The sequence below is a fragment of the Telluria beijingensis genome (genome assembly GCF_030770395.1).
In the GTDB taxonomy this organism is placed as follows: domain Bacteria; phylum Pseudomonadota; class Gammaproteobacteria; order Burkholderiales; family Burkholderiaceae_D; genus Telluria; species Telluria beijingensis.
Genome location: NZ_CP132480.1, coordinates 5,509,798 through 5,534,561, shown reverse-complemented (window position 1 = coordinate 5,534,561; position 24,764 = coordinate 5,509,798). Strand labels below are relative to the sequence as shown.

General features: G+C 68.3%; 24 protein-coding genes. 14 read left to right on the top strand and 10 right to left on the bottom strand.

Translation table 11 applies throughout. The annotated features are described in order from the left end of the window. Position 1: 1 nt before the first annotated feature. Positions 2–1,018: a GGDEF domain-containing response regulator gene (locus Q9246_RS24375; RefSeq protein ID WP_306393805.1), complete on the top strand. Its 1,017-nt coding sequence runs from the start codon at positions 2–4 to the stop codon at positions 1,016–1,018. A gap of 233 nt (positions 1,019–1,251) precedes the next feature. Here the strand turns inward: Q9246_RS24375 and Q9246_RS24370 are convergent, their stop codons facing one another. Then, on the bottom strand, positions 1,252–1,671 hold the full coding sequence (locus Q9246_RS24370) for a hypothetical protein (protein WP_306393803.1): 420 nt from the start codon (positions 1,669–1,671) through the stop codon (positions 1,252–1,254). A 227-nt stretch (positions 1,672–1,898) separates the two neighbouring features. On the opposite strand from Q9246_RS24370, the gene Q9246_RS24365 reads away from it, so the two are divergent. Continuing rightward, positions 1,899–3,545: a response regulator gene (locus Q9246_RS24365; protein WP_306393802.1), complete on the top strand. Its 1,647-nt coding sequence runs from the start codon at positions 1,899–1,901 to the stop codon at positions 3,543–3,545. 15 nt (positions 3,546–3,560) lie between these two features. On the opposite strand, the gene Q9246_RS24360 is transcribed toward Q9246_RS24365, so the two are convergent. Next, on the bottom strand, positions 3,561–4,025 hold the full coding sequence (locus Q9246_RS24360) for a hemerythrin domain-containing protein (protein WP_306393800.1): 465 nt from the start codon (positions 4,023–4,025) through the stop codon (positions 3,561–3,563). A 173-nt stretch (positions 4,026–4,198) separates the two neighbouring features. Between Q9246_RS24360 and Q9246_RS24355 the strand changes: the two genes are divergently transcribed. Beyond that, positions 4,199–4,921 (top strand): sensor histidine kinase, encoded by a 723-nt coding sequence (locus Q9246_RS24355; RefSeq protein WP_306393797.1) that lies wholly within the window; start codon positions 4,199–4,201, stop codon positions 4,919–4,921. 160 nt (positions 4,922–5,081) lie between these two features. Here Q9246_RS24355 and Q9246_RS24350 read toward each other — a convergent pair whose 3' ends face one another. The 3 genes from Q9246_RS24350 to Q9246_RS24340 all read right to left on the bottom strand — a co-directional run bounded on the left by Q9246_RS24350 (position 5,082) and on the right by Q9246_RS24340 (position 8,523). Then, the gene (locus Q9246_RS24350) at positions 5,082–6,383 is read right to left on the bottom strand and encodes an NAD(P)/FAD-dependent oxidoreductase (protein WP_306393795.1); all 1,302 of its coding nucleotides are present in this window, start codon (positions 6,381–6,383) and stop codon (positions 5,082–5,084) included. Positions 6,384–6,488: 105 nt separating this feature from the next. Further along, positions 6,489–7,271 carry a LytR/AlgR family response regulator transcription factor gene (locus tag Q9246_RS24345; protein ID WP_306393793.1) on the bottom strand — a complete coding sequence of 261 codons (783 nt, stop codon included), beginning with the start codon at positions 7,269–7,271 and terminating at the stop codon, positions 6,489–6,491. Then, complete coding sequence (locus Q9246_RS24340) at positions 7,261–8,523, bottom strand: sensor histidine kinase (protein ID WP_306393792.1); 1,263 nt, start codon at positions 8,521–8,523, stop codon at positions 7,261–7,263. Before Q9246_RS24340 ends, Q9246_RS24345 begins: the two co-directional genes overlap by 11 nt. Positions 8,524–8,747: 224 nt before the next feature. On the opposite strand from Q9246_RS24340, the gene Q9246_RS24335 reads away from it, so the two are divergent. From Q9246_RS24335 to Q9246_RS24310, 6 genes are all read left to right on the top strand, one after another. Then, positions 8,748–9,425, top strand: coding sequence for a hypothetical protein (locus tag Q9246_RS24335; protein WP_306393790.1), 678 nt, complete (start codon positions 8,748–8,750; stop codon positions 9,423–9,425). A gap of 73 nt (positions 9,426–9,498) precedes the next feature. Continuing rightward, positions 9,499–9,624 (top strand): hypothetical protein, encoded by a 126-nt coding sequence (locus Q9246_RS24330; RefSeq protein WP_306393788.1) that lies wholly within the window; start codon positions 9,499–9,501, stop codon positions 9,622–9,624. 105 nt (positions 9,625–9,729) lie between these two features. Beyond that, on the top strand, positions 9,730–10,974 hold the full coding sequence (locus Q9246_RS24325; protein ID WP_306393786.1) for a DEAD/DEAH box helicase: 1,245 nt from the start codon (positions 9,730–9,732) through the stop codon (positions 10,972–10,974). 195 nt (positions 10,975–11,169) lie between these two features. Beyond that, the gene (locus Q9246_RS24320) at positions 11,170–12,273 is read left to right on the top strand and encodes a hypothetical protein (protein ID WP_306393783.1); all 1,104 of its coding nucleotides are present in this window, start codon (positions 11,170–11,172) and stop codon (positions 12,271–12,273) included. After that, complete coding sequence (locus tag Q9246_RS24315) at positions 12,270–12,734, top strand: hypothetical protein (protein WP_306393781.1); 465 nt, start codon at positions 12,270–12,272, stop codon at positions 12,732–12,734. Before Q9246_RS24320 ends, Q9246_RS24315 begins: the two co-directional genes overlap by 4 nt. Continuing rightward, positions 12,731–13,393 (top strand): hypothetical protein, encoded by a 663-nt coding sequence (locus Q9246_RS24310; protein WP_306393779.1) that lies wholly within the window; start codon positions 12,731–12,733, stop codon positions 13,391–13,393. Before Q9246_RS24315 ends, Q9246_RS24310 begins: the two co-directional genes overlap by 4 nt. A gap of 9 nt (positions 13,394–13,402) precedes the next feature. Here Q9246_RS24310 and Q9246_RS24305 read toward each other — a convergent pair whose 3' ends face one another. Both Q9246_RS24305 and Q9246_RS24300 read right to left on the bottom strand, forming a co-directional pair. Beyond that, entirely contained in the window at positions 13,403–13,858 is a 456-nt protein-coding gene (locus Q9246_RS24305) for a GNAT family N-acetyltransferase (protein ID WP_306393777.1), read from the bottom strand. A 26-nt stretch (positions 13,859–13,884) separates the two neighbouring features. Then, positions 13,885–14,763: an AraC family transcriptional regulator gene (locus Q9246_RS24300; RefSeq protein ID WP_306393776.1), complete on the bottom strand. Its 879-nt coding sequence runs from the start codon at positions 14,761–14,763 to the stop codon at positions 13,885–13,887. Positions 14,764–14,833: 70 nt separating this feature from the next. On the opposite strand from Q9246_RS24300, the gene Q9246_RS24295 reads away from it, so the two are divergent. Continuing rightward, positions 14,834–15,190, top strand: coding sequence for a cupin domain-containing protein (locus Q9246_RS24295; protein WP_306393774.1), 357 nt, complete (start codon positions 14,834–14,836; stop codon positions 15,188–15,190). 1 nt (position 15,191) lies between these two features. On the opposite strand, the gene Q9246_RS24290 is transcribed toward Q9246_RS24295, so the two are convergent. Beyond that, on the bottom strand, positions 15,192–15,491 hold the full coding sequence (locus tag Q9246_RS24290; protein WP_306393773.1) for a hypothetical protein: 300 nt from the start codon (positions 15,489–15,491) through the stop codon (positions 15,192–15,194). A gap of 143 nt (positions 15,492–15,634) precedes the next feature. Next, positions 15,635–18,334, bottom strand: coding sequence for a bifunctional acetate--CoA ligase family protein/GNAT family N-acetyltransferase (locus tag Q9246_RS24285; RefSeq protein ID WP_306393771.1), 2,700 nt, complete (start codon positions 18,332–18,334; stop codon positions 15,635–15,637). Between the two features lie 84 nt (positions 18,335–18,418). Between Q9246_RS24285 and Q9246_RS24280 the strand changes: the two genes are divergently transcribed. From Q9246_RS24280 to Q9246_RS24265, 4 genes are read left to right on the top strand one after another with little or no spacing between them, the layout of a single operon-like run. Further along, positions 18,419–18,805, top strand: coding sequence for a hypothetical protein (locus Q9246_RS24280; RefSeq protein WP_306393769.1), 387 nt, complete (start codon positions 18,419–18,421; stop codon positions 18,803–18,805). A gap of 58 nt (positions 18,806–18,863) precedes the next feature. Further along, positions 18,864–19,178: a hypothetical protein gene (locus Q9246_RS24275; protein ID WP_306393767.1), complete on the top strand. Its 315-nt coding sequence runs from the start codon at positions 18,864–18,866 to the stop codon at positions 19,176–19,178. After that, positions 19,178–20,584, top strand: a complete 1,407-nt coding sequence (locus tag Q9246_RS24270; RefSeq protein WP_306393766.1) for a TolC family protein — start codon at positions 19,178–19,180, stop codon at positions 20,582–20,584. Before Q9246_RS24275 ends, Q9246_RS24270 begins: the two co-directional genes overlap by 1 nt. Continuing rightward, positions 20,581–21,975 (top strand): multicopper oxidase family protein, encoded by a 1,395-nt coding sequence (locus Q9246_RS24265; protein ID WP_306393764.1) that lies wholly within the window; start codon positions 20,581–20,583, stop codon positions 21,973–21,975. The genes Q9246_RS24270 and Q9246_RS24265 overlap by 4 nt, the downstream gene beginning before the upstream one ends. Here the strand turns inward: Q9246_RS24265 and Q9246_RS24260 are convergent. Beyond that, positions 21,969–24,719 (bottom strand): ATP-binding protein, encoded by a 2,751-nt coding sequence (locus Q9246_RS24260; protein WP_306393762.1) that lies wholly within the window; start codon positions 24,717–24,719, stop codon positions 21,969–21,971. The two genes, Q9246_RS24265 and Q9246_RS24260, sit on opposite strands and share 7 nt — an antisense overlap. Positions 24,720–24,764 lie beyond the last annotated feature (45 nt).

Sequence of the window (24,764 nt, the reverse complement as noted above, 5' to 3'; positions counted from 1 at the left end):
CATGCCGAGCAGACAAGACATTTTGAACGCGAAGATCCTGGTAGTGGACGATTCGCCCGACAATATCGAGCTGATGGAAGAGATATTGCGCGAAGAAGGCTACGCCTGCGTCAGCTCGACCATGTTGCCGGAACAGGTCTGCCCGCTGCACCGCGAGCACAATTACGACCTGATCCTGCTCGACCTGCAGATGCCGGGACTGAACGGCTTCCAGGTGATGAAAGGGCTCAAGGAGATCGAGCAAGGCGGCTACCTGCCGGTGCTGGCCCTGACCGCCCAGCCGAGCTTCAAGATCGCCGCGCTCGAAGCGGGCGCCCGCGACTTCATCAGCAAGCCCTTCGACCTGCTCGAAGTGCACAAGCGCATCCACAATATGCTCGAGGTGCGCCTGCTGTACAAGGAACTGGCCCAGTATTCGAAAGCCCAGCAGGAGCTGGCCCTGCACGACGCCCTTACCGGCCTGCCCAACCGGCGCCTGCTGGAAGACCGCATCGAGACCGCACTGCAGCACGCCAACCGCGGCCATGCCAAGGCGGCCGTCATGTACCTCGACCTGGATGGCTTCAAGGCAATCAACGACACCTACGGCCATGCCTATGGCGACGAGATCCTCAAGATGGTGTCGCAGCGCCTGCTGTCGAATTCGCGCAAGGAAGACACCGTGGCGCGCCTCGGCGGCGACGAATTCATGGTGGTGCTGGGCGACATCCACAGCCTGGCTGATGCCCAGGGACCGGCCTCGAAGCTGGTCGAGGCCTTGTCCGAGCCGTTCTTCATCAACGACCTCACCCTGCGCCTGTCGACCTCGATCGGGATCAGCATCTATCCGGACGATGCCGAATCGGTCGACGCGCTGATCAATATCGCCGACTACGCGCTGTACGAAGCCAAGCGCGCCGGCAAGAACCGCTTCTGCTCGCCGGCCGCCAACCGCCAGGCCGCGGCCAAGACCTCGGCCGCGCCGAGCCAGGCGAGCGCGCCAACGCCGCCGGTCGAAATGGCGGGGCAGCATCGCTAATCGCGCACCACTCAGCGTTTCCAATCCAAGCCCGGCTTCCACCTCGATGGGATGCCGGGCTTGCTCGTGGGGTGGACGGCTCTGCCGTCCACGCGTGCAAATCACGGTCGCACCGTGGCGCCGCACGTGCTGGCTGGACGCGTGGACGGCAAAGCCGCCCACCCTACCTGAATAACAAAACAGGCCACGCAGCTGGCGCTGTGTGGCCTGTCGAATGGTACTACCTAAAACGATCAGCGCTTCTCTTCCGCCGGGCACTCGCGAATCTTGCTCTTCTCTTCGATCGACTGCGCATGCTGGTGATCGTGCCCCGCATCGACCATGTCCGGCGGTACCTCGATGCGGGTGATGCCCGCATCGACCGAGATCGGATCGCTGGCCGGGAAGGTCATTTCGACCGCGTCGTCCAGCAGCGTTTCCTCGGCCTTCTCCTTGCTCGACAGGCCTTCGCAGCCCGACAGCGCCTTGATCGCGATCGCATAGCGGATCACCTCGAGGTTGGCCAGGTCGCCGATCGTCTTCACGCCCAGCGTATCGGCCAGTACGGCGGCCTGCTGCTCGCCGATACCGCGCAGCGCCGATAGCGGCGCCTCGGCCAGCTCACGGAAGGTCTTGCCGTGGAATTGTTCATTTACAATGGTATCGATATTCATGTGATGTCCTTTCTTGTAGGCGCCCTGTCCTCCAGCGAACCGGTTCGATTCCACTATGGCACAGGCCTGTAGGGACGTATGTGCGGCACCGAACATCTTCTCCCGCCGCACGATTGATTTTATTTGCCGAGTGGCACTTATGTCACATGCTATGATGGCTTGTTTTGCAAGGTATTTACTGAATAGTAAACCAGGATTCAACCTCTATCGGTCGGGCAAGCACGGCAATGTTGACGGATTCCATCGTGGCGAATAGCGATAAACCCAAGATCCTGGTGGTCAACGACGACCCCGCCAGCCTGCTGGCCCTCACGAGCCTGCTCGACGGGCGCGCCGACGAGGGCAACTACACCGTGCTGTCGGCGCGCTCCGGCCAGGACGCGCTGCGCCAGGTGCTGCTGCACGACTTCGCCGTCATCCTGCTCGATGTGAACATGCCCGGCATGGACGGCTTCGAGACCGCCGAGGCGATCCACCAGCGCCCGCGTTCGGCCGACATCCCGATCATCTTCGTCACCGCCTTCCTGGCCGACGAGATCGACCGCCTCAAGGCCTATCAGCGCGGCGCCGCGGACTTCCTGTTCACCCCGGTCATCCCGCAGATCCTGCATGCCAAGGTATCGGTATTCGTCACCCTGGCCATGAAGAACGAGGAACTCAAGCGCCAGGCCGAGAAGCTGTCGCAGCACGCGCAGGAGCTGACCGCCACCAACCGCCGCCTGGTGCGCGAAATGGAAGAGCGGCGCGCGGCCGAGCGCAAGAGCCACGCCAAGGACGAATTCCTGGCCATGCTGGGCCACGAGCTGCGCAATCCGCTGTCCGCGATCACCAGCGCCTCGAGCCTGATCGGCCTGGCCGGCGCCGCGCCCGAGACGGTGTCGCGCGCCCGCGCCATCATCCAGCGCCAGAGCCAGCACCTGTCGCGCATCGTCGACGACCTGCTCGACCTGTCGCGCGCGATGTCGGGCAAGATCCTGCTCGAACGGCAACCGACGGACCTGGCGCGGCTGGTGAACAGCTGCCTGGAGACCTTCCGCGCCACCGGCCGCACGGCCGGCTACCGCTTCGGGGTCGACCTGGCCCCGGGCTGGGTCGACGGCGACCCGACCCGGCTGGAGCAGATCGTCTCCAACCTGCTCGACAATGCGCTCAAGTACACGCCAAGCGGCGGCAGCATCGACCTCGCCCTGTCCCAGGTGGGGAACGAGGTCGTGTTCACGGTGCGCGATTCGGGCGTCGGAATTCCGTCCGAACTGCTGCCCCAGGTATTCGACGTGTTCGTGCAGGGCGCGATCTCGATCGACCGCTCGCAGGGCGGGCTGGGGATCGGCCTGTCGCTCGTGCGGCGCCTGGCCGAGCTGCATGGCGGCAGCGTGGCCGCCGACAGCCCCGGCGCCGGCCTCGGTTCGAGCTTCACGCTGCGCCTGCCCGGCGCGTGGCCGCTCGAGGCCGATTCTCCCTGCGAGCCGGCGCTGGCGCCGCTGGTGGAAACCGGCAAGCCTTCGGTGCTGCTGATCGAAGACAATGAAGACGGGCGCGAGATGATGGCGACCGTGCTGGCCGCCCACGGCCACCCGGTCTACCAGGCCGGCGACGGCCTGCAGGGCGTGAGCCAGGCCCAGGCCTGCAAGCCGGATGCCGCCCTGGTCGACATCGGCCTGCCGGGCATCGACGGCTACGAAGTGGCGCGGCGCCTGCGCGCCGACCCGGCCACCCGCGCGATCCGCCTGATCGCCGTGACCGGCTATGGCCTGCCGGAAGACCAGCAGCGCGTGATGGAGGCCGGCTTCGACCAGCACCTGGTCAAGCCGGTGGCGATCGACCGCCTGCTCGACGCGCTGGCGGCGGCGCCGGCCGGCACTGCCGCCGCCTGAGAAAGACGCGCGGCCTCAGGCCGTGGCCAGCAATTCGTCGCGCCGCGCCGCCATCTCGGCGCCCAGGGCGTCGAGGTCGAGCTTGAGCTTTTTCACTTTCGGGAACATCTCTTCCTCTTCTTCCTCGACGTGGTGCTCGATGTACTCGCCCAGCACGGTCACCTTGGCGTCGTACAGGTCGTCGCCCGGTTCCATTTCCTTGATCTGGGAGATCAGGTCCTTGGCCGACGCGTGTTCGACCACGGCTTCGTCGAGCATGTCTTCCATCTCCTTCGATACCGCGCGCAGCGCCGGATAGAAGATCTCTTCCTCGATCTGCGTGTGCATGATCAGCTGTTCGCAGATCTCGTTGGCCAGCTTTTTCTTGCTGGTGGTGGCGCGCTCGCCCAGTTCGTCGAACTGCTTGAACAACCCCTTGACCTCGTCGTGCTGGCTGGTCAGGAGCGCGATCGCGTCTTGTTGCTTGTCATTCTTGCTCATGGTAATACCCCCGATGATTGTCTGTAATGGTGGGCTCGTTGGCCACGTCCACAGCATGCGCCGCCGCGACCGTGCGGACTGTACGGAAGCGCACGCTGTGCTTTCCACGCCGGGCGCGCGCCGCCGGATTGCCAACTGTTGTATGATTTGGGAAACATTTAACAGAGCCTACGATGACCGAACCGGACCCATCGCATCCCGACCAGGAGATCGAGCGCCAGGTCGCGGCGCGCACCGCCGAACTCACCGACATGCTGGCCTGGCTGGCCGACGGCTGGGACCAGGAACGGCGCCAGCTGGCGCGCCAGTTGCACGACAGCCTGGGCTCGTCGATGACGGCCCTGACCATGCATCTTGCCCTGCTGACCCAGAACCTGCCGGCCGACGGCAAGGCGCGCGAACGCGCGGCGCAAATGAAGACCCTGCTGGCCGGCATCATCGAGACCAACCGCAAGATGCAGCTCGAACTGTGGAACGACAAGCTCGAGTTCCTGGGCCTGCGCGCCGCGCTGGCCGAACTGGTGCCGGCCTTTGGCGCCGAGCGCGGCATCCAGGCCCGCGCCAGCCTGCCGGAAGACGACGGCGCCTGGTCGCGCGAGCACGGCGTGCTGCTGCTGCGCTGCGCCGAGGAAGGCTTGCGCAATGCCGCGGCCCATGCGCGGGCGACGCGGGTGGACGTGATTCTGGACGACGACGGCGAGATGGCGATGCTGACCGTGCGCGACGATGGCGTGGGGCCGTGCGACGACGCGCTGGCGCGCGCCCCGGCCGGCTGCCGCGGCCTGCGCCTGCTGCGCGAGCGGGCGCGTCACCTGGGCGGGAACCTCACGCTGGGACGCAGCGAGACCGGGGGCGCCATTTTGCAGATGACCTTGCCGCTACAAATGGTGGCTTGAACGCCAGGTAAATCGGCGACCGACACACCCACCGCTCACGTCGAAACGCCGTTCCCGCGCAGGCGGGAACCCAAGTACGTCGGGTCGCCACCTGAAGTTCTGTAGGTGTCGAATACAAAAACTTGGGTTCCCGCCTGCGCGGGAACGACGTAGCTGGCACTCAATGCAGCTTGACCAGCGGCGTACTACGCCGGATCAGGAACCGCGCCACCGCCAGCAAGGCGGTGCGGGTAATCCCCATCACCGCCCGGTGATGCATCAGGTGCAGGCTGGCGTACATCGAGCGCGCCACCGCGCCCTGCACGAACCAGCTCGCCCCGCGCAAGGAGCCCATCAGGCTGCCCACGCTGGTGCTCTGCCCCACCGACACCAGCGAACCGTAGTCGCGGTATTCATACGGCGCATCCTGCGGCGCCTGGCCCTTGTCGAGGCGCAGCAAGGTAGTGACCAGGTAATCGGCCTGCTGGTGCGCGGCCTGGGCCCGCGGCGGGACCGGAGCGCCCTTGCCGTCGATGCAGACCGCGCAATCGCCCAGCGCCCAGATGTTCGCCGCGCCTTTCACCCGCAGGTGGGCGTCGACGTCCAGCCCGCCGCCCTTGGACGTCGGCAGGCCGAGGGTGCCCAGCAGCTCGGGCGCGCGAATGCCGGCGGCCCACACGCACAGGTCGGCCGGATACACATTGCCCTTGCCGTCGATGACCTTGTCGGCCTCGATCGCCGTCACCCGGCAGTCGGCCACGACCTTGATGCCGCGCTTGTCGAGCAGGTCGCGCGCCGCGTTCGACACCCGTTCGGGCAGCGGCGCCAGGATGCGCGGCGCGCCTTCGAGGATCGTGATGCGCACGTCGCGCTTGACGTCCATGCGCGCGAAACCGTAGCGCGCATACGCCCCCGAGGCCTCGCGCAGCTCGGCGGCCAGCTCGACGCCGGTGGCGCCGCCGCCGATGATGACCACGTCCAGGCCCGTTTCCTTGCCCTCTTCGCGCTGCTGCTCGACCGCCAGCATCAGGCGCAGCATGCGCAGGCGGAAGCGCTCGGCGTCTTCGGTAGCATTCAGCGAGATCGAGTGCTCCTGCGCGCCAGGCACGCCGAAATAATTCGAGGTGCTGCCGATCGCCATCACCAGCGAACCGTAGCCGAGGCGCCGCACCGGCAGCACTTCTTCGTTGTCGCTGGCGGCGCGCACCGCGCCGATCTCGATCGCCTGGCCGGCGGCGTCCAGCCCGGTCATCGGGCCGAGCACGAAATTGAATCCATTGTCGTGCGCCAGCATGGCATACGACAAACCTTCCTGGTGGATGTCCAGGGTGCCCGCCGCGACCTCGTGCAGCGACGGTTTCCAGATATGATAAAGGCGGCTGTCGACCAGCGTCACCTTGGATGGGCCGAGCTTGCGGCCCAGTTTGCAGGCCAGCTCCAGTCCACCGGCGCCGCCCCCCACGATCACGATATCGCTACGCAAGTTGCCTCCTTCACGATGCCCTGCCCGGCAAACACGCCAGGCCCTCGGACAGTGTCGATTTTACTATGGTAGCGTGAATGATGTAGCGCTCGCCTATATTCTTGACTACATATTACGGAACAGGCCCATGAAGGACTGACTGACAGTCAGGGTCTCGGGCCGGTTCTTCAAGCGGATCGTGCCGCGTCCACTCTCGTCGCGCGCCACGCCCGCCACCGCCCGCAGGTTGACGATGGTCGAGCGGTGCACCTGCTTGAACATGGTCGGGTCGAGCACTTCCAGCAGGTCGCGGATCGGCTTGCGCAGCAGCGACTCTCCCTCGGCCGTCATCACCACCGTGTACTTGGAATCGGCCTGGAAATAGGCCACGTCGTCGACCAGGATCAGCCGTGTCTCGTTGCCGCGGCTGGCCGTCAGCCACACCAGCGGCTGCGCGCGCGGCGCGGGCGGCGCGACCACCTGCAGCCGCGCCAGCAATTCGGCCAGCTGGGCAGCATCGCCGCCGCCGCGCGCCAGGCGCTCGCGCACCCGGGTCACGGTCGCCGCCAGCCGCTCGCGCGACACCGGCTTGAGCAGGTAGTCGACCGCGCCGCGGTCGAAAGCGTCGAGGGCGTACTGGTCGTAGGCCGTCACGAACACCACCTCGGTGCGCAGGCCAGCCGCCAGCATGTTCGACGCCACCTCGAGGCCGGACAGGCCCGGCATGCGGATGTCGAGGAAGGCGATGTCGGGACGGTGGGTCTCGATGGCCTCGAGCGCGCTGCCGCCATCCTCGCACACGGCGGCGACCTCGAGCCCGGGCCAGGCCTCGACCAGCAGCTTGACCAGTTCGTCGCGCAGCAGCGCCTCGTCTTCGGCAACCACGCAGGTGATGGTCTTATCGAGCATGATGGCCTCCTTCCAGCGCCAGCGGCACCGTGATGGTCGCCGCGACCCCGCTCGGGAAGTTGGCGACGATGGCGAAGCTGGCCGCATTGCCATAGGCCAGGCGCAGGCGTTCGCGCACATTGCGCAGGCCGATGCCGGTGCCGCCGCCTTCGGCCGAGAATCCTCGGCCGTCGTCGGCCACGGTCACGGCCACGACGCCATCGACCGGCCGCGCCAGGATCCATACCGTGCCGCCGCCCGGCTTCGGCTCCAGCCCGTGCTTGATCGCGTTCTCGACCAGCGTCTGCAGCATCATCGGCGGGAACACCAGCTTGCGCAATTCATCGGGCACGTCGACCTGCAGCGCCAGCCGCGGGCCCATGCGGATGGCCAGGATGTCGAGGTAGGCCCTGGCCCGCTCCAGTTCCTCGCCCAAGGTCGATGGCGCATCCTCGGTGCGCGGCAGCGAGTGGCGCAGGTACTGGATCAGGTTGCCCAGCATGGCGTCGGCGCGCGCCGGGTCGCTGCGGGTGAGCACCTGGGCGCTGGCCAGCGTGTTATACAAAAAGTGCGGCTCGACCTGGGCGTGCAGCAGGTTCAGGCGCGCCACGGTGAGCTCCTTCTCGGTCGCGCTCTCGCGCACCTGGGCCGCCTCTTGCCGGCGGCGTTCGGCGATGCGGCGCGTGATGGCGCGCACCACGGCTTCGGCATTTTCCAGGTTGGTGCCGTGGTCGACCAGGAACCAGTCAGTCCAGGCCGCGGCTTCCGGCTCGCAGATCAGGGTTACGCTGCCGGCCACGTCGCCGTTCGGCGTCACCGTCGCCAGGATCTGGTTGCGGCGGGCGCCGAAGCCCTCCATGCCCCACAACTGCGCCGCCGGCTTGCCATAGGGGTCGATGCGCGCGACCTTGGCCCGCACCTGCAGGCTGTCGCGCGCGCTGTCGACCACGGTGGCGCCGGGCAGTTCGCGGATCGCGGCGTCGATCATGTCGAAGGCCTCGCCGGCCTCGAACGGGATCTCGATCTGGCGCCGCTGGCGGTTCGACAGGGTAGTGGCGTCGACACGGCCCGCCACCAGGCGCACCCGGCGCATATGCGAGAACACTTCGAGCAGCACCCAGCCGCACAGGGCGAAGCCGAACAGCGGTCCGGCGGCGCCGAGGTCGATGTCGATGTGTCTGAGCCAGGTCTCAGTCAGCGTGATGCACAGGGCGATATAGACCGCCAGCCAGGCCAGCAGCAGGCGGAACAGGTGAAATGAACTGGAGAGCATGGTTGTCTTTCGATCGTTGGGAATGGGGCCAGCATAGGCAGTCCATTCCTTGCAAGACAGCATTATGCGACGAACGCGAAACTGGGCCGACGAAACCGGTCCGCAGCGGTCCGGAAGCCATTGCCGGGAGTGTGGCTTTCTACGATTGATTACAATTTTGCGACATGCTCGCCCTGGTACTTACGGGCTACAATTTCGCCTTTCTGAGCAGAAAGGTTGTAGTAATGGTCCCGACACGCATCGTCCTCGCGCTGGCTGCCGCCCTGGCCGCCGCTTCCGCCCACGCCGAGGTCGGCGTCGCCGTCACCGGCTCGCTCGGCACCACCGGCGCCGGCGTCCACCTGGTGGTCCCGATGGAAAGCGACCTCAACGGCCGCTTCGGCGTCAATTACTACAAGCACGACGGCACCCGGCATACGGGCGGCATCTCGTACGACGCCGACGCCAGGCTGCAGACCGTCGACGCCCTGTTCGACTGGTACGTGATCGCCAACAGCCCGTTCCGCCTGACCGGCGGCGTGGTCTACAACGGCAATGAAATCACCGGCCGCGGCCGCGCCGAGGGCGATGGCTTCTACCACATCAACGGGCGCCGCTACCTGCCGTCCGACGTCGGCACGCTCGACGCCAAGGTCGATTTCCAGAAGGCCGCGCCATATATCGGCATCGGCTGGGGCAATGCCCTCACCCCGAACAAGCGCTGGAACTTCAGCGCCGACCTGGGCGCCTTCTATCACGGCAACGCCAAGGTGAACCTGGTCAGCCGCGGCTGCACCAGCTCGCGCGTGACCTGCACCGTGCTGGCCAGCGACGTCGCCGCCGAAGAAGCGCGCCTGAGCGAGGAACTGTCGGACCATAAATTCTTCCCGGTGCTGCGCGCCAGCGTTTCCTACAGCTTCTAAGCTCGACACCGGGTCGCGCGCCGTGGCTGGCGCGACCGGCGTATGATGGGTTTCCACCACTGGAGGACCCATCATGCAACCACGCCGAATGCTCGCCGCCGCGCTGACCATGACCTGCCTGCTGCTGGGCGGTTGCCGCGAACATAATGAACCGGTGAAGCCGATCGCCGACCTGTCGATCGCCGTCCAGCCAGCCTAGTCCCGGCCCCGGCGGCCCGCCTGCCGCCCACGGTGATATCGCCTTGCCGGCCCCGGCAGGTTAGACTACGGCCTGTTCATTTTTCGTCTCAAGGTTTCGTACCCCATGTCGTTCGCATCCCTCGGCCTGATCGACCAGATCGTCCGCACCCTCGACGCCCTCGCCTACCACACCCCCACCGCCGTCCAGGAGCAGGCGATTCCCGCCGTGCTGGCCGGACACGACGTGATGGCTGCCGCCCACACCGGCACCGGCAAGACCGCCGGCTTCACCCTGCCGATCCTGCAGCGCCTGGCCAGGAGCGGCGCCGTGAGTCCGAACGCGGCGCGCGCCCTGATCCTGGTGCCGACCCGCGAACTGGCCGAGCAGTTGCACGAAAGCGTACGCACCTATGCCGAAGGCCTGCCGCTGCGCACCATGGTGGCCTATGGCGGCGTGAGCATCAATCCGCAGATGATGGCGCTGCGTAAAGGAGTAGACGTGCTGGTCGCCACCCCGGGCCGCCTGCTCGACCTGCAGCGCCAGAACGCGGTGCGCTTCAACGAAGTCAAGACCCTGGTGCTGGACGAGGCCGACCGCATGCTCGACCTGGGTTTCGCGCGCGAGCTGGACGGCATCATGAAGCTGTTGCCCAAGAAACGCCAGACCCTGCTGTTCTCGGCCACTTTCTCGGACCCGATCCGCGCACTGTCGAACCAGATGCTGCGCGACCCGGTGCGCATCGAGGCCACGCCGCGCAACACCACCGTGGCGGCGGTGAAGCAATGGATCGTCACGGTCGACAAGAAACGCAAGCCCGAGCTGTTCGTGCACCTGCTGAAGCGCCACGACTGGACCCAGGTGCTGGCCTTCGCGCGCACCCGCAAGGGCGTCGACGAACTGGTGGCGCTGCTCGAAGCCAAGCGCATCACGGCCGACTCGATCCACGGCGACAAGCCGCAACCGGCGCGCCTGCGCGCGCTGGAACGCTTCAAGGCGGGCGAAGTACGGGTGCTGGTGGCGACCGACGTCGCCGCGCGCGGCATCGACATCGACGACCTGCCGGCGGTGATCAACGTCGACCTGCCGATCGTGGCCGAGGACTATGTGCACCGCACCGGTCGCACCGGCCGCGCCGGCGCGACCGGCGAAGCGGTGTCGCTGGTGTGCGCCGACGAAGTCGAGCAGCTGGCCGCAATCGAGGTGCTGACCCGGCAGACCCTGGAACGGGTCGAGGAACCGGGTTTCGCGCCTGACCACCGGGTGCCGCTGACCGATGCCAAGGGGCAGATCGTCAAAAAGCCGAAGAAGCCCAAGAAACCGAAGGGCGATGCGAAGGTGGTCAGCGAGGATGTGCGGTTCCGGCGCTGAAAGTCCTTGCTCGGCTCGGCGGGTATCGTCTTCCGATCCAGCAGCTATCGCGATTTTCTAGTTGCGAATCAGCAACAGCGACTTTTATTTCCGGAAAATCAATCCCGGATTCTTGCTCGGATACCTATAATATGTCCACAATGCAACTTTCTCGGTGATTCGTGCGCGGGTCGCCGCAATTCTTTGGAGACCCGCTTGACACGCTACACCCGCCTGACCCTGGTCCTCGCCGCGACGACGCTGGCAGGAGTGTCCACGTCCGCCCATGCCCAACTGATGGGCCTGCTCAACGGCGTGATGAACGTCGCCAACCAGGCGACCTCGAAAGTCGGCGACAGCCTGCTCGGCGCCGACAAGCCGGTCGACCTGGAGGCCGAGCGCAGCAAGTTCATGACGGCGATCGAAGCCCAGACCGCCGGCCTGGACAAGGAGGCCAAGGCGCGCGTGCTGGCCGGCTGGAACATGGCCGAGCAAGGCTTCCTGATGCAGAACGCGCAGATCTACCGCAAGGCCAGCGGCCCCCTGATCGACTGGAAGGAAGCGGCGCGCGAGGCGGCCGGCGGAGTCATGGTCGACCGCGGCATGGCCGGCATCTTCGCCGGCAGCGACGGTCTGGGCAGCGTGCTGTCGGGCGCCGCCATGGACGGCATCCTGGCCGGCGCGACCGGCAGTCCTGCCGTGCCAACCCAGTCCGCGCGCCAGGCCCAGATGCCGCTCGGCATGGGCGGCGCGGCCGGGATCGTCGAAGCGGGCAAGGCCGGCGTGCAGAACGGCATCGCCGGTTCGGTCAGCGGCACCCTCAGCGGCTTCACCAGCAAGGCGATGGCGCAAATCGGCATCGGCGGTGGCAAAGAGGCCTATGCGCTGACGGACGCCGTCCATCCCGAAATCTTCTTCGGCAAGCATCCGTCCAGCCTAAGCAAGCGCGACCTGTACCGCGAAAACGGCTTCATCGGCTGGAAGCGCATCGACGCCAACGCGACGGCCGAGGCCTATGGGCCGGTGGCCGGCGACGACGCGGCCAGCGCCGCGGTGTTCAACTTCGATCCGAAGAGCGAATCGGTCGTCGCCGCGTTCCGGATCCTGGCCGCCAGGCCGGAGGACTTCAACCGCATCGTCGAGGGCGTTTCGACATCGCTGGGCAAGACGCCCCGCTATGCGAGCCAGGGCAGCGTCATGCGCGCCGTGTACGACAGCGGCGCCTTCGTCACCGCGGATGCGGCCAAGGTGACGCTGGGCTGGTCGCAGATCGCGTCGACCACCTATGCCAGCGCCGCCCCGGCGGGCGGTGCGCCATGAGGCCGGGCCTGCGCGCCATAGTTGCCGCGCTGCTGCTGGCGGGGGGCGCCAGCGCCAGGGCCGCCTGCGGCGCGCTGGAGGACCCGAATTCGGATGCCTGCATGTCGGCCCGCGCCAGCGCGGCCGCGGCCAGCCGCCTCGAAAAGGGCAAGGGCCAGACGGTGTGCGCCTTCTTCGACGAAAAATCGCAGCGCTGCCTGACGGTGCGCCCGGACACGAAACTGTACGACAGCGCCGTCAGGACCGGCATCGAGACCGCCATGATGGGCATGCAGATCATGGCCGACGGCCGCGAAGAAGCGCGCCGCATGGGCGTGCTGGGCGGCGCCGGCGCGGCGCCTGGCGCTAGCAGCGCCTACAACGACTGCATCAGGGACGGGCTGGAGCGCATCGCCCAGGCGCAGAAGGCGCAGGCGAATCCGGACCAGGTGTCGCTGGTGCTGAAGGGTTGCGCCCGATGAACCGCCGTCAGCGCACCGCCCCAACCGTCCTCACGGTCCTGCTAGCGGCCGCCTACATGGCCGCGACGGCGCAGGCAGCAGAAACCCGCTGCAACGGCACGATCGTCAGCGAGGGGCCCAACAGGGGAGCGTGCACCGGGCAATGGATCGCAGCGAAGCAGGCGCCGGCGGAGCCCTATGGCTGGCGCCTGGCGCGCCACATCCATGCGAACCGGGAAGGCTTGCAGCAGTGCCAGACGGTGTTTTCGCTGCTCAAGGGGATGGGCGGGTTCGGCGGCCTGCAGGCCGGCAAGCAAGCCCAGGCGAAGACGATCAAGGAACGCATGCAGGAGATCGGCGAGGCGATGCGCCGGGATCCCAGGGCCTTCGACGAAGCGATGCGCGGCTACGGCGGGCAGGCGATGGAATTCGCTTCCGTGGTCAGGAAGTTCGATAACCCCAGGGCGTTTGCGAGTCACCTCAACGGAGGAACCACGCAATCGCAAGCCTTCCTCGAGGACTTCGATTTCGACAACCTGGACCAGCATGTCGGCCGGGCCCAACAAGCGCTGCCCGCGACAGTCTCGCAGTCCCAGGCAGTATCGGCCTATCTCGCCTCGACAGCGCCCGTGGCCTGCCTCGATGCGGCCGGCAAGCTTATCGCCGAAATGCGCTACTGAACGCCGGCGTCATGGCCGGTCGTGCACCGTCGCGAGTGTCTTGCGCATCGCGTAGCGCGCGCCGCCAGGCGGGAAACCGTCGAGACGGCTGAAGACCGTATAGCCGAGCTTTTCGTAGAACGCGGGCGCCTGGAAGCTGAGCGTTTCGAGAAATGCCTGGGTGCAGCCGCGGCGCATGGCTTCGCTTTCGGCCTCCAGCATCAGGGCACGGCCCATGCCCCGGCCACGCACGTCGTCGGCGACCCACAGCGCATGTACCTGCAGCCAGCCGACCCAGGTGTCGCCTGACAGGCCACCGACCACCTTGCCCGCGACGTCGCGTAGCGTGACCAGCAGCTCCTGCGGCGCCGCGCCGTCCGCGTGGGCAGCGTTGAAATCGATCAGGCCCTGGATGACGGTGTTGGCGTCGCGATAGTCAGGGGTGGCGTCGAGCGTGACCGCGAGGCCGTTTGCATGCTCTAGCATGGCGGGTATCCAAAAAGCCGACGATTCTACTGCATTGCCGCCAGCGGGCCAGCGGCGCGAACGGCCGCACGGCTCATGCGGTTCCACGCCGACGGCGTCACGCCCACACTGCCCTTGAAACGCCGGCTCAGGTGACTCTGGTCCGCGAATCCGCATTCGAGCGCAACCATGGCGAGCGGCATGCCGCGCCGGATCCGCGCCTGCGCCTCCATGATGCGTACCGCGTTCAGGTAGACGTGCGGAGAGATGTGATACCTGGCGCTGAATGCGCGCGTCAGGTGCGCGCGCGACAGGCCGCTCGCGGCGGCGAGATCGGATACCGTGAGGTCGTCCGCATAGCAGGTTCGCAGATATTCCCTGGCCCGGGCCAACGCCGCCGCGCCGGCATCCGCAGGATCGCTGGCTGCGGCCAGTGGCCGCTCTGCGTGCCGCTGCAGTAGCGTGCCCAGGAATGCACGCATCGACGATTCAGTCCTCAGGCGCTCCCCTCGCACCGGGGCCAGGCCGGCTGACAGCAGCTTGAAGCGCGCGGCCAGCCGCGGGTCGCTCACATGAGGGCGGGCAAAGTAGCGGCTGCGCGCCGGCCCACCGTCGGGCGCCACGCTATCGGTCATCAATTCAGTGGGGACATACCAGCTCGTATACCCGAAACCGTCGGCCGTTCCGGGCCGGCCATCATGGTCGTCTTCCGGGTTGAACAGCACCAGGTCGCCGGCCAGGCTGTCGTACTGCCTGCCCTTGCAGCGAAACCGCTGGACGCCATGCCCCGTGGCGCCGACCACGAAGCAATCGTGCGCATGCCGTTCGAAAGCGTGGTCGGAAAAGTCGGCCTGCACCAGCGTGACGCCGGCGGCAAGCGCGCCGAAGGTGGCCTGGTTGACCGGCGGACGGGAATCTTTGCGCATGCAACAATTGTACAAGACCGCTGTGCGTCGACAGGCAAGAATGGCGCTTTGACTTCAAGGAAGCACGCCCATGCAGACATCGATAGCCCTGAACGAAAAACTCGCCACCTTCGACGAGGCCTGGCAACCGCGCACCGTCGCACTGTTCAACGGCCACGACGTCATGGTGGCAAAGCTGCGCGGCCAGTACCACTGGCACGTCCATGAGGACAGCGACGATTTCTTTTTGGTCCTGCAAGGCCAGCTGGAGATCGACCTGGACGGCAGCCCTACCGTGAGTCTGGCTCCGGGCCAGCTGTATGTCGTGCCGCGCGGCTTGCGCCACCGTCCGCGGGCGATCGGCGAAGCCCATATCCTGCTGATCGAGCCGACCGGAACGCCAAACAGCGGCGATCCGCTGACCGCAGCCCCGCGCCGCGTCATCTAGATCAGTCGATCGCCCCCGCCAGGTCGCGCCGGCGGTCCAGGCCACGTTCGAGCGCCGCGCCGACGGCATACAGCAGGATGAACGCCGGCGTCATGAACAGGCCATACGCGTCCGGCCACGAGATCACCGCCAGCGCCCGGTCCAGGCCCAGCCAGTGTGCAAACGCCAGCTGGGCCGCGATCGGCAGCTCCAGGTACGTGAACTGCGACTGGTAATCGGCCTTGCCCAGCGCGACGATGCCAAAACAGGCCGCGATGAACAGGGCGTAGGGAGCGCAGAAAAGAAGACCGAGACGTGACATCGTGGTGGTACGTGTTGGTGGTGCGACAGCGTTGGCGGATCGTCACGACGTGACAGGGCGAATGATCGTGCTGAAACAGGGCGCTACGATACCATCGCGGCCACACGAAAAATCCTCCGAATGTCACGAAAAGTGTAAAAACCTCAACGTAATGCAAGCCGCATTTTGCGGGTGCCTTCCTCGCCGTCGACCGTCACCTCGAAGCCCAGTTTCTTCACCATCGCCACGATGCGCGAATTCTGCGGCAGCGCCTCGCCCACGATCTCGCCGGTGCCGCGTGCGCGGCAGTAGCCGATCAGCTTTTCCATCATGATGCGTCCCAGCCCCATTCCCTTCAGGTCGGAGCGCACGGTGACGGCGAATTCGGCGCTGGTATTGTCCGGGTCGGCCACTACCCTGCCCACCGCCAGCGTCTCGTTCACGCCGTCGGCATTCCTGCGGGTGGCGATGAAGGCCATCTCGCGGTCGTAGTCGATCTGGGTGAAGCGCGCCAGCTGCGACGGCTGCAGCTCGCGGATGCGCACGAACATGCGGTAGCGGATGTCGTCCGGCGTGAGCGCATCGAAGAAGGCCAGGTGGGCCGGGCCGTCCTCGGGCCGGATCGGGCGCAGCAGCAGCGGCGCGCCATTCCAGGCGATGGTTTCCTCCAGCTCGCGCGGATAGGGGCGGATCGCCAGGCGGTCGAGCGTGCTGCCCGAGCGGTCGGCCAGCGCCAGCCGCATGCGCGCATCGAGCACGGTCGCGCCGTGGCTGTCGGCCAGCAGCGGATTGATATCGAGTTCGACGATCTCGGGGATGTCGGACACCAGCCTGGAAACCTGGATCAGCACCGCCAGGATCGCATCGAGGTTGGCCGGCGGCCGGTTGCGGTAGCCGGCCAGCAGGCGCGCCACCCGCGTGCGGTCGACCAGGTCGCGCGCCAGCACCAGGTTCAGCGGCGGCAGCGCCACCGCATGGTCGTCGGTCACCTCCACCGCCACCCCGCCCTGGCCGAATACCAGCACCGGCCCGAATACCGGATCGGTGGCGGCGCCGACGATCAGCTCGTGGCCATGGGCGCGGCGGCACATGGCCTGCACCGAAAAGCCATCGAAGCGCGCCTGCGGGAACAGTTCGTCGAGGCGCTTTCGCATCCGCTGGGCGGCGGCGCGCACCGCTTCGTCGGAATCGAGATCGAGGGTCACGCCGCCGAAGTCCGACTTGTGCATCACGTCGGGCGTGAGGATCTTGACCGCGACCGGATAGCCGATGGCGCGCGCCGCCGCCACCGCGGCCTCGATGTCGGGCGCGGCGCGGGTCTCGACCAGGGCCAGGCCGTAGGCGCGCAGGATGGCCTTGGTCTCGGGGTCCGACAGCAGCAGGCGCTTGGCCTGGATCGCCTCGCGCACCAGCGCCCGCGCCGCGCTGCGGTCGGGCGCCATATAGCCGGCCATCGAGGGCGGCACTTCCATCAGGAGGTTCTGGTTGCGCCGGTACTGCACCAGTTGCAGGAAGCCGGCCACGCCATCCTCGGGAGTACGGTAGGTCGGCATGCGCGCATTGGCGGCAATGGTGCGCGCCTCGAGCACCGATGCCCCGCCCAGCCAGCACGACAGCAGCGGACGCGAGGCGGCCTTCGCCAGCGGCGCGATGGCGTTCGCCACCTCGCGGCTGTCAACGGTGGCGGTAGGCGCATGCACGACCAGCACCGCGTCCACCTGCGGATCCCTGAGCAGGACCTCGAGCGCGGCGGCGTAGCGTTCGGGCGGCGCGCCGCCGCCCAGGTCGACCGGATTCGACGCGCCGGCGCCGGAGCCGGTGCCGGGAAGCAGCGCCGCCAGTTGCGCGCTCGACTCGGGCGACAGGGTGGCCGCCGTACCGCCGCCATGGCGCAGCGCGTCGCGCGCCAGCCGGCCCGGCCCGGCGCCGTTGCCGACGATGGCCAGCCGCTCGCCGTGCAAGGGCCGCGCATGGGCCAGGGTCTCGACCGCCGCGAACAGCTGCTCGGTGGTGTAGACCCGCAGCATGCCGGCGCGCCGCACCGCGGCGTCGAACACATCGTCCTCGCTGGCCAGCGCCCCGCTCTCGCTGGCCACGGCGCGCACGCCATCGTCGCCGCCATGCGACTTGAGCACCAGCACCGGCTTGCTGCGCGCCGCCGCGCGCGCGGCCGACATGAACTTGCGCGCATAGCGCAACTGGTCGACGTACAGCAGGATGGCGCCGGCCTGTCCATCGCTGGCGAGGTAGTCCAGCACGTCGCCCAGGTCGACGTCGCTCGAATCGCCCAGCGAAATGAAGTGCGAGAAGCCGATGCCGCGCGTGCGCGCCCAGTCCAGTACCGCGGTCATCAGCGAGCCGGATTGCGAAACGAAGGCGATCCGCCCCGGCAGCGCGCCGCTGTGGGCCACGCTCGCGTTCAGGCCGAGGCCGGGCGCCAGCAGGCCGGCGCTGTTCGGTCCCAGCAGGCGCAGCAGATAGGGATGGGCGGCGTCGAGCGTGGCCTGGCGCAGGCTGCGGCCGCGGCCATCGCGGGCCGCATTGGCCTTCCCCATTCCGCTGCTGAGCACCACCGCCGCGCGCGTGCCGCGTTCACCCAGCTGGCGCACCAGCTGCGGGACCGTGGCCGGCGGCGTGCAGATCACGGCCAGCTCGGGCGCCTCGGGCAGGTCGGCCACGCTGGCGTAGCAATCCAGCTCGCCCAGCCGCTCGTACTTGGGATTGACCGCGTACAGCCTGCCCTTGTAGCCGCCGCCCAGCAGGTTGTCGAGCAGGGTCGTGCCCATGCTGCCGGGACGGTCGGAAGCGCCGATCAGCGCCACGGACTTTGGCGCGAACAGGTACTGCAGGTTGCGGACGCTCATGCGGGCAAGACCTTTCCATCAGCAAGTATTCGGGCATCGTATCAAACGTCGCAGCCCGACGGCGCGCCATGCTAGAATCGCCGCGTGAAACATTCCGTCCGTCTCCTGTTCGTATGGCTGATGCTGCTGGCGATCCCGTTCCAGGGAATCGCATCGGCCGCCATGCTTGCGTGCGCGCACGATGCGCCGCAGGCGGGACAGCAGGCGGCTCACGCACCCGCGCAGCATGATGCCGCCAGCAGTCCTTGCCACGATGTGCAGGATGCGGCGAACGACGTCGCACAAGAGGGCCACGACGGCAGTTGCAGCGCCTGCGCCGCCTGCTGCATGGGCGCCGCCATGGCGCCCGCGTCAAGCATCGCGCCGCCTGCGCCCTTCCTGGACTCCGCGCTTGCCGTGACCGCCGACGGCCGCCTGCCCGCGGTCGACCTCGCACTGCCCGAACGACCGCCCCGCTTCCCGCTCGCCTGAACCGCCCGCCGCCGCGCCCCGTGCGCGGCCCTGACGCATTCATCCGAACGAGGAAACCATGTTTATGCACACCGCCGCGCCATGGCGCGCGGCCGCCCTGCTGGCTGCCGGCCTGGCCGCCATGCCCGCCATCGCCCAGAGCACGGCCGACGATCCTGCCGCCAGCGTCCCCGAGACGCGCTACCAGGCCGCCCACGAGCAGCGCGCCCCGGTCGCGACCACGTCCACGCCCGACCGCAACTGGCAGGAGAGCAACCGCACCGTGGCCGGGCAACCGGGCCACGCCGGTCATGCTCACCATGCCAAGCCCGCGGCCAAGGAAGCGCCCAAGCACGATCACCATGAACATCACGGCCACGGGGACCATCACTGATGCCCACGCCACGCATGTACCGCGGCGCGCTGGCCACGGCCGCGACGCTGCTGCTGGCCGGCTGCGCCAGCACCAATCCTGACACCGCCCTGCACGCCAGCGCCGGGCAGGCCCGCGCATTGGCCGGCGTCGAACCGCGCCTGCTGCGCAACGACGACGACCGCCGGGCCCTGGCCGCCGAGATCGACGACCTGGTCAGGCAACCCCTTAGCCTCGATGCCGCGGTGCGCATCGCCATCCTGAACCACCCCGGCCTGCAGGCGCAGTACTGGGACGCCGGCATCGCCCAGGCCGACCTTGCCCAGGCCTCGCGCCTGCGCAACCCGTCGTTCGGCTTCTCGCGCATGAGCGGCGGCGGCAGCGTCGAGATCGAACGCGGCGTGTCGCTCGACCTGGCGGGCCTGCTCACCATGCCGCTGCGCCAGCGCATGGCCGCGCGCCGCCACGAGCAGGCGACCTTGCAGGTCGCCGCCGCCATCGAGCGCCATGCGATCGCCACCCGCCGCGCCTGGATCGAGGCGGTCGCCGCCGGCCAGGCGCTCGACTATGCACGCCAGGTCGCCGCGGCGGCCGACGCCTCCAGCGAGCTGATGGAGCGCATGACCCTGGCCGGCAATGCCAGCGCGCTCGACCTGGCGCGCGAGTCCAGCTTCCATGCCGAAGCCGGCGCCGCCGTGCTGCGCGCCGCCCGCGCGCGCGACGCGGCGCGCGAACGCCTGACGCGCCAACTGGGACTGTGGGGCGCCCAGGCCGGCTACATCCTGCCCGAACGCCTGCCCGACCTGCCCGCGCAAGCGGTCGCGCTCAGCGGCATTGAGCGCCTGGCGATCGAACGGCGCCTGGACGTGCGCGCCGCGCGCGCGGACGCCGCCGGCACCGCCGCCGACCTGGGCCTGACGCGCACCACGCGCATGGTCAATGTGCTCGACCTGGGCTATGCCAGCAAGAGCGAGACTGGCGAGGCGCGCAGCGAAGGCTACGAAGTGTCGCTCGAATTGCCGCTATTCGACTGGGGCGGCGCCCGCGTCGCGCGCGCCGAAGGCCTGTACATGCAGGCGCTGGGCCGGGTCGCCGAGACGGCGGTGAATGCGCGCAGCGAGGCGCGCGCCGGCTACCTCGGCTACCGCGCCAGCCACGACGTGGCGCGCCATTACCGCGACCACGTGATCCCGCTGCGCAAGAAGATCGCCGAGGAGACCCTGCTGCGCTACAACGGCATGCTGGCCAGCCCCTTCGAGCTGCTGGCCGACGCGCGCGAACAGGCGGCCGCGGTGCACGCCGCCATCGAGGCCCTGAAGGACTTCTGGCTGGCCGAGGCCGACCTCGAAGCCGCCCTGGGCGGCCGCCTGCCCCCCTCACCCTCCGCCACGCATGTCCACGCCCACGAACACAAGGAAGCACAATGACCAATCGCAGATCGTTCCTGACCGGCGCCGGCGTGACCATGCTGGGCGCCTCGCTGGTGAGCAAGGCCGGCGCGGCGACGCTGCCGGAAGCCCCGGTGCACTCGTCCGCCGCCACCGCCGCCCCACTGGCGCCGCCCAGCGGCCGGCCCTACAACCCGGTGGTCACGCTCAACGGCTGGACCCTGCCCTGGCGCATGAAGGACGGCGTCAAGGAATTCCACCTGGTGGCAGAACCCGTGGTGCGCGAACTGGCGCCCGGCATGCAGGCCAACCTGTGGGGCTATAACGGCCAGAGCCCCGGCCCCACCATCGAGGTGGTCGAGGGCGACCGGGTGCGCATCTTCGTGACCAACAAGCTGCCCGAGCACACCAGCGTGCACTGGCACGGCCAGCTGCTGCCGTGCGGGATGGATGGCGTGACGGGCCTGACCCAGCCCGGCATCCAGCCGGGCAAGACCTTCGTCTACGAGTTCGTGGCGCGCCATGCCGGCACCTTCATGTACCACCCGCATGCCGACGAGATGCAGCAGATGGCGATGGGGATGATGGGCTTCTGGGTCACGCATCCGAAGAATCCGCGCCAGCACGCCGTCGACCGCGACTACGTGATGTTGCTGTCGTCCTACGACATCGAACCGGGCAGCTACACCCCGCGGACCAACACCATGCTCGATTTTAATCTGTGGACCATCAACAGCCGCGTGTTCCCCGGCCTCGATCCGATGGTCGCGCGACTGGGCGACAAGGTGCGGATCCGGGTCGGGAATCTCACCATGACGAACCACCCGATCCACCTGCACGGCCATCGCTTCGAGGTGGCCGGCACCGACGGCGGCTGGGTGCCGAAATCGGCGCGCTGGCCCGAGGTGACCACCGACGTCGCCGTCGGCCAGATGCGGGCGATCGAGTTCGTGGCCGACGCGCCGGGCGACTGGGCCTTCCATTGCCATAAATCGCACCACACGATGAACGCGATGGGCCACGACGTGCCGACCCTGATCGGGGTCGACCACCGCGGCGTGGCCGAGAAGATCAACAAGCTGGTGCCGGGCTATATGGTGATGGGCGACAAGGGCGGCTCGATGGGCGACATGAAGATGCCGCTACCCGCCAACACCCTGCCGATGATGAGCGGCGACGGCCCGTTCGGCAACCTGGAGATGGGCGGCATGTTCACGGTGCTCAAAGTGCGTGAGGGACTGGCGCGCGGCGACTACCGCGATCCCGGCTGGTATCGCCACCCGGCCGGCAGCGTCGCGCGCGAATGGACCGGCGACGTGCCGGCGCCTACCAGCGCGCCCGATGCCAGGCCGGCGCCGGCGCCGGCCGGCCAGGCGCTCGACGCGCGCAAGCCCGGGGCGAAGGACGGCGGGGGCCATCATCATCATTGATGACGTGCTTGCGCCACCGCGCCCAGCTGCTCGATCAGCTGCTGCGGCGCGACCGGCTTGGTGCAGTGGATGTCGAAACCGGCCGCCTGCGACGCGGCGCGGTCTTCCTGGCGGCCGCGTCCCGTGACCGCGACCAGGTACGGCCGCGGGCACCTGGTCGCCAGGATGGCCGCCACTTCCAGCCCGCTCATCTCGGGCATGCCCAGGTCGAGCACCACGATGTCGGCGCAATGCTCGTTGTACAGCCGCAGCGCCTGGGCGCCGTCGTGCGCGACTTCCACCGTCGCGCCTTCGGAGCGCAGCAGCCAGGCCAGCGACTCGGCGGCGTCGACGTTGTCGTCGGCGACCAGGATGTGCATGCCGGCCACGGCCCCGCCGCCGGTGTCGCTGTCGGCGCCGGGTTCCGCCTCGGCTGCCTCGCACAGCGGCAGGCGCACGATGAAGGTCGCGCCCTGCCCCGGCCCCTCGCTGTCGGCGCGGATGGTGCCGCCATGCAGCTCGACGAAGCCCTTGGCCAGCGACAGCCCGATGCCCAGGCCGCCCTGGGCCAGGTGGCGCGCGCTGCCCACCTGGACGAAGGGATCGAACACGCGTTCGATCATGCTGGCGTCCAGCCCCACGCCATTGTCGGCCACCCAGGCCACGGCTTCCCCGTTCTCGGAGCGCAGCCCGATCTCGATCGCGCCGCCCGGCGGCGTGTACTTGGCCGCGTTGTTGATCAGGTTGGCGAACACCTGGGTCAGGCGCAGCGGATCGGCCTCGGTCCACAGCGGCTCGTCCATCAGGCGCAGCGCCAGCTGGTGGCGGCCGGACTCGATCAACGGCATGCTGGCCTGCAGCGCATCGCGGATCAGGCGCCCGAGTTCCACCCGGCTGCGGCGCAGCTCGATCTTGCCGCGCCCGATGCGCGACACGTCCAGCAGGTCGTCCAGCAGGCGCGCCATCTGGGCGGTCTGGCGCCCGACCATGGCCGCGATCCACTCGATGCGCTCCGGCGCCAGCGTCTTGCTGCGCAGGAGCGAAGCGGCATTCGCGATCGGCGCCAGCGGATTGCGCAACTCGTGCGCCAGGGTGGCGATGTACACGTCCTTGCGCCGGTCGGCCTCGCGCAGGCCGTCCATCGCCTGCTCGCGCTCGGTCACGTCCAGCACCAGCGAGAACACGGTCTGGATCTGGCCCGTCTCGTCCACCAGCACCGAGTTGTACCACTCGCAGCACAGCTCGCGGCCGTCGCGGGTCAGGTTGCGGTTGCTCGACTTGGCGTGGTGGGTCGGCGTCTCGAGCAGGCGCCGGATCATCAGGCCCACCTGGTCGGCGTCGCTCTCGTGGATCAGCGGCAGCGCATCGATGCGGACGCCGACCACTTCTTCCTGCCGCCAGCCGAACAGCTCTTCGGCGCGCCCGTTCCACAGGGTCACAACGAGGTCGCGGTTCCATTCGATCACGGCCAGCGGCGTGTTCTCGACCAGGTAGCGGGTCTGGTCCAGCGCGCGCGCCAGCGCGGCGCTGGCTTCGGTACGCTCGGTGATATCGTCCAGCACGATCACCGCCGCCGCCAGGTCGGCCGCGCTCTCGCGCAGCGGCGCGCCGCTGACCGTGTAGCAGCGCCGCACGCCGTCATGGTTGCTCTCCAGCAGGGCATCGCGGAAGGTCTCTCCGCCCACCGCGCGCGCGATGGGATCGCGGACCAGGTCGAGCATCGCCGCCACGCCGAGCGGCGCGCGCTCGCCGGTGCCGCTCGGCGCGAAGCATTCGGCCATGCGCCGGGCCTGGTCGTTGGCCATCACGCAGCGCCCGGCCCGGTCGACGATCAGGACCCCATCCGGCAACTGGCGCAGCACGGTCCCCAGCAGGCTTTGCCACTGGGCGTGGGCGCGGGTTTCCATCATCTCGGCGAAGGTCGCGTGCAGGCGCGCATGCAGCGCGATATTGTCGATCGCCAGCGCGCCCAGCACGAACAGCGAAGCGGCCAGCCCGTACAGGCGGCCGGCATAGAAGCCGAGGTCGAACATGCCGCCATTGAGCACGCAGGACAGCCCGACTTCGAACACCCAGGCCGCCATCGCCACCGCCAGCCAGACGTCGAGCACCGTGCGCGGCCGCTTGCGCACCGTGGCCCACAGCACCCCGACCGACAGGATCATCACCGCGCCCGCCAGCCAGTGGTACAGCGGCAGCGTGCGGGTGCCGTCCAGCAGCGGCGGCAGCCAGTGCGCCCCCGAGGTCGAGACCAGCACCAGCAGCGCCACCAGCAGCAGGATCAGCAAGGCGCCGATGCGCATGAAATGCGGCGGCAAGGGCGTCGTGTCGCGCGCGCTGAATACGTAGCCGAGCACGAACAGCGGGAACAGCGCATGCCAGCTGATGTGCAGCCAGGGCGTGGTCTGGTCGTTCCCACCGAGCACACCCTGGTCGGCGAACAGGCCGGGGAAGGTCAAGAGGTGGGCGGAGGCGATCAGCGCCGTGACCAGGTAGCCCAGCACCAGGATGCCGAGCGCGCGCGAGCGCCCGGTATGGACATGCCCGATCAGCAGGATGCCGGTGAGGAGGTTGGCGCCGATCAGCACCGAGCCGTACATCGGAATGAACTCAGGCGCCCGCGCCAGCGGAATCCGCGCCGCCGGCGCCAGCAGCGCGAACACGAGCGCAAGAAAACCCAGCACCCAGACCACGTGGCGCAGTTGGGCGGCGCTCGGCGGATGCCTGACCAGGTCGGTCGGTTCGGCTAGAACGCCATGTCGCATATCTCTCCCCGTGGAGGATCCGGCGGGGACAGCGAGGTGGTATCC

Coding starts and splice junctions, on each gene's coding strand:
- Q9246_RS24335 (WP_306393790.1), top strand. CDS start 8,748: ATGGTCCCGACACGCATCGTCCTCGCGCTGGCTGCCGCCCTGGCCGCC.
- Q9246_RS24315 (WP_306393781.1), top strand. CDS start 12,270: ATGAGGCCGGGCCTGCGCGCCATAGTTGCCGCGCTGCTGCTGGCGGGG.
- Q9246_RS24360 (WP_306393800.1), bottom strand. CDS start 4,025: ATGAGCAAGAATGACAAGCAACAAGACGCGATCGCGCTCCTGACCAGC.
- Q9246_RS24340 (WP_306393792.1), bottom strand. CDS start 8,523: ATGCTCTCCAGTTCATTTCACCTGTTCCGCCTGCTGCTGGCCTGGCTG.
- Q9246_RS24375 (WP_306393805.1), top strand. CDS start 2: ATGCCGAGCAGACAAGACATTTTGAACGCGAAGATCCTGGTAGTGGAC.
- Q9246_RS24275 (WP_306393767.1), top strand. CDS start 18,864: ATGTTTATGCACACCGCCGCGCCATGGCGCGCGGCCGCCCTGCTGGCT.
- Q9246_RS24325 (WP_306393786.1), top strand. CDS start 9,730: ATGTCGTTCGCATCCCTCGGCCTGATCGACCAGATCGTCCGCACCCTC.
- Q9246_RS24345 (WP_306393793.1), bottom strand. CDS start 7,271: ATGCTCGATAAGACCATCACCTGCGTGGTTGCCGAAGACGAGGCGCTG.
- Q9246_RS24305 (WP_306393777.1), bottom strand. CDS start 13,858: ATGCTAGAGCATGCAAACGGCCTCGCGGTCACGCTCGACGCCACCCCT.
- Q9246_RS24290 (WP_306393773.1), bottom strand. CDS start 15,491: ATGTCACGTCTCGGTCTTCTTTTCTGCGCTCCCTACGCCCTGTTCATC.
- Q9246_RS24370 (WP_306393803.1), bottom strand. CDS start 1,671: ATGAATATCGATACCATTGTAAATGAACAATTCCACGGCAAGACCTTC.
- Q9246_RS24355 (WP_306393797.1), top strand. CDS start 4,199: ATGACCGAACCGGACCCATCGCATCCCGACCAGGAGATCGAGCGCCAG.
- Q9246_RS24270 (WP_306393766.1), top strand. CDS start 19,178: ATGCCCACGCCACGCATGTACCGCGGCGCGCTGGCCACGGCCGCGACG.
- Q9246_RS24285 (WP_306393771.1), bottom strand. CDS start 18,334: ATGAGCGTCCGCAACCTGCAGTACCTGTTCGCGCCAAAGTCCGTGGCG.
- Q9246_RS24265 (WP_306393764.1), top strand. CDS start 20,581: ATGACCAATCGCAGATCGTTCCTGACCGGCGCCGGCGTGACCATGCTG.
- Q9246_RS24260 (WP_306393762.1), bottom strand. CDS start 24,719: ATGCGACATGGCGTTCTAGCCGAACCGACCGACCTGGTCAGGCATCCG.
- Q9246_RS24365 (WP_306393802.1), top strand. CDS start 1,899: ATGTTGACGGATTCCATCGTGGCGAATAGCGATAAACCCAAGATCCTG.
- Q9246_RS24300 (WP_306393776.1), bottom strand. CDS start 14,763: ATGCGCAAAGATTCCCGTCCGCCGGTCAACCAGGCCACCTTCGGCGCG.
- Q9246_RS24295 (WP_306393774.1), top strand. CDS start 14,834: ATGCAGACATCGATAGCCCTGAACGAAAAACTCGCCACCTTCGACGAG.
- Q9246_RS24330 (WP_306393788.1), top strand. CDS start 9,499: ATGCAACCACGCCGAATGCTCGCCGCCGCGCTGACCATGACCTGCCTG.
- Q9246_RS24310 (WP_306393779.1), top strand. CDS start 12,731: ATGAACCGCCGTCAGCGCACCGCCCCAACCGTCCTCACGGTCCTGCTA.